This is a genomic window from Goekera deserti (genome assembly GCF_010685995.1).
In the GTDB taxonomy this organism is placed as follows: domain Bacteria; phylum Actinomycetota; class Actinomycetes; order Mycobacteriales; family Geodermatophilaceae; genus Goekera; species Goekera deserti.
In genome coordinates this window covers 1-2,512 of sequence record NZ_JAAGWK010000043.1, presented here as the reverse complement: position 1 = coordinate 2,512, position 2,512 = coordinate 1, and the positions used below count along the sequence as shown (strand labels likewise).

Here is a 2,512-nt window from a genome sequence, read left to right as displayed (position 1 = left end):
GCCCTGCTCAAACAGTGGCGCGGACTGGCCACCCGCTACGACAAGCACGCCCTGATCTACCGCGGCGCCGTCGTCCTCGCCGGCGTCCTAGCCTGGACACGCACTTAGGAGACATGCCTAGGGCCTGAACCGCCCCGGGATTGATGGGGGCACTGGGGTGCCCCGCAGCGATAGCGGTAGACGATCCTTTCGACCACCTACCGGTGATCCCGATACGGCCGTGACCGGCCCGTGACCTGCGGCATCAACGGCTCGACCACCGCCCACTGCGCATCCATCAACTCAGCCCGCGGCGCCACCCCCAAGATCATGCCTGACCGTCACAGACTTGGGAGACATGCCGTAGTAGTGCCGGGATCCACAGGCGTGTACACCGACCGGACCTGATCGGGCCCCGACCAAATGTTGGTCGGGCACGATGCGTGTGCCCGTTCGCTTCTGCGGGCGTGAGTGGGCGGCCTTGGGCGTGTATGGGCTGGGAATGCAGGCAGGCGCCGAGTGGTCAGTGACTAGGCGGCGCCTGCGCTGTCGGCACGGGAGCAGGGCCTTACAGGTCGGTGGCCTGGGACAGGGAGATGTACCCGGCGTCGGCCAGGGAGACCAGCAGGTCCCACTCGTCCAACGGCTTGAGCCAGATCATGTTCGGCGGGTACTCGACATCGGCGATCCCGGAGATGGGCCGGTTGATGTCGGTGTAGGGCTGATAGCCCGACTCCACGACCACCAGCGGGATCTCGGGGTACCAGAAGTCGATCCGGGGCTGCTCGAAGCAGGGCCCGGTCAGTGCCGCGGTCTCCTCCTCGGTCAGTGCGGCCAACGCCGCCGGGTCGGCCTCGGCGTTGATGACGGCCTGCAGCGCGACCTGCGCGTCGATGGCCAGTCGGATGCGGGCCTGCATCTGACCGGCGTCGTCCAGGTCGGCGTAGCCGGTGGTGAGCGCACTCAGCAGGTCCACCGGGTCGTCGGCGTAGGCGATGTACTTGCCGCCGTCGAAGAACATCGCGTACGGGTACAGCGTGTCCTGGGCCGTGCGCGGCGGCTCCGGCGGGGAGTCACCGGACCGACTGTTGCGAACGATCACTGCGCTCATGTTCTCTCCTCTTGACCCGACGATTGCGAGTCACGTCATCCGATTCTGCCGCGCCGGCAGGACAGGTCAGCTGACCGCGCAACCGCAGGACCCTAGGCGCCTTGATGACAGAGGAGCTCGCTGATCGACGATCCGCGCGACGCATCACCGCTGCCGTGTCCTCACGGGTCGTTGTCTCGCCTCGAGCGACGGCACGACGCGCTTCCGCCAGGTCCAACTGCGCTTGCCGATCGGCGAGCAGTTCCAGCGTCTCCATCGACTCGAGCTCCCTGTCGGTCATGGCGCACATGGTGGAGACGAGCAGCGCAGCTTCACTCGTACTCTGAGCGCATGTCCACCCCGAGCGATCTTGCGGCGACGCTCACCGACGTGACCGAACGGGAGTACGTGCGGTTCGTCGCCGATTGGATGACACGGGCGGAGCAGCTGGAGGAGGTGCCGCCGCTTACGGGAGCTGCGGTGATCGACGCCCTGGTGGCGGCGGCGGCATCTCACGTTGCCTTCCAGCGCACGGGCTCGGTGCCGAGTTGGACGCAGGAGCCTGCCCGCCGGCTGGACAGCTTCTGGCATCCCGGTTCGGCCGCACTGCTCGCCAACGCCCTCGTCCACGCACCACTGTCGTTCAAGCTGCATGGGATCTTGATTGAGGCCGACTCGCTGGTGTCGGTGTGACGTCCTCGCCCTTCGACGGCGTCACAATCTCCGAGCTGCTGCGTGAACTCGGCGCCGAGATGCACGAAGCGGGGCTGCACGCGGAGCTGTTCGTCGTCGGTGGTGCTGCCATGGCTCTGGCGTACAACACCCGCCGCGCCACGCGGGACGTCGATGCCGTCTTCGAGCCGAAGGCACACGTCTACGAGGCGGCCGACCGGGTCGGCGCCCGGCATGACCTACCCGCGGGTTGGTTGAACGACGCGGTGAAGGGCCTGCTCCCCGGCCCGGACGGTGACGCGCGTCCCGTGCTCTCCGCTCCGGGCATCGAGGTGAGCGTGCCCTCCCCGCACTACCTCCTCGCGCTCAAGGTGCGGGCCGCTCGGGTGGACCGGGACGCCGACGACATCGAGCAGCTGGCCGCCCTGTGCGGCGCGTCCAGTGCCAATGAGGTGCTCGACATCGCCGAACGAGTCTGGGGCGGCCGCCAGTGGCTGCTGCCGAAGGCTCAGTACCTGCTGGAAGAGCTCTTCCCACCAGCCGCCGACTGACGTCCCGGCCCCGACCGAACGCGCGCTCTTCGTCACTCCGGATTCCTAGCGACCGCTGGTCACCGCGTTGGCCACCACGCCACCCGAATCGGTGTCATCCAGGGCACGTCTCTCAAGTGCGGGTCCATACCAGGACGGCGACCAGGACGACGGCGCCGCGGTAGATCAGGGCGTGCTTGTCGTAGCGGGTGGCCAGTCCGCGCCACTGTTTGAGCAGGGC

At 67.8% G+C, this 2,512-nt stretch carries 4 protein-coding genes; 2 read left to right on the top strand and 2 right to left on the bottom strand.

What is annotated here, in order from left to right; all coding sequences use genetic code 11:
- Window positions 1–547: 547 nt before the first annotated feature.
- Together G1H19_RS22300 and G1H19_RS22295 are read right to left on the bottom strand one after the other, a co-directional pair.
- A complete protein-coding gene (locus G1H19_RS22300; RefSeq protein ID WP_152729544.1) occupies window positions 548–1,090 on the bottom strand; it encodes a hypothetical protein in 543 nt (180 codons plus the stop codon).
- On the bottom strand, window positions 1,053–1,370 hold the full coding sequence (locus tag G1H19_RS22295; protein ID WP_152729543.1) for a hypothetical protein: 318 nt from the start codon (window positions 1,368–1,370) through the stop codon (window positions 1,053–1,055). Before G1H19_RS22295 ends, G1H19_RS22300 begins: the two co-directional genes overlap by 38 nt.
- Before the next feature lie 50 nt (window positions 1,371–1,420).
- Here G1H19_RS22295 and G1H19_RS22290 point away from each other — a divergent pair, with 50 nt between their 5' ends.
- The gene (locus G1H19_RS22290) at window positions 1,421–1,762 is read left to right on the top strand and encodes a hypothetical protein (RefSeq protein WP_152729542.1); all 342 of its coding nucleotides are present in this window, start codon (window positions 1,421–1,423) and stop codon (window positions 1,760–1,762) included.
- A complete protein-coding gene (locus tag G1H19_RS22285) occupies window positions 1,759–2,292 on the top strand; it encodes a DUF6036 family nucleotidyltransferase (protein ID WP_152729541.1) in 534 nt (177 codons plus the stop codon). The genes G1H19_RS22290 and G1H19_RS22285 overlap by 4 nt, the downstream gene beginning before the upstream one ends.
- Window positions 2,293–2,512: the final 220 nt, after the last annotated feature.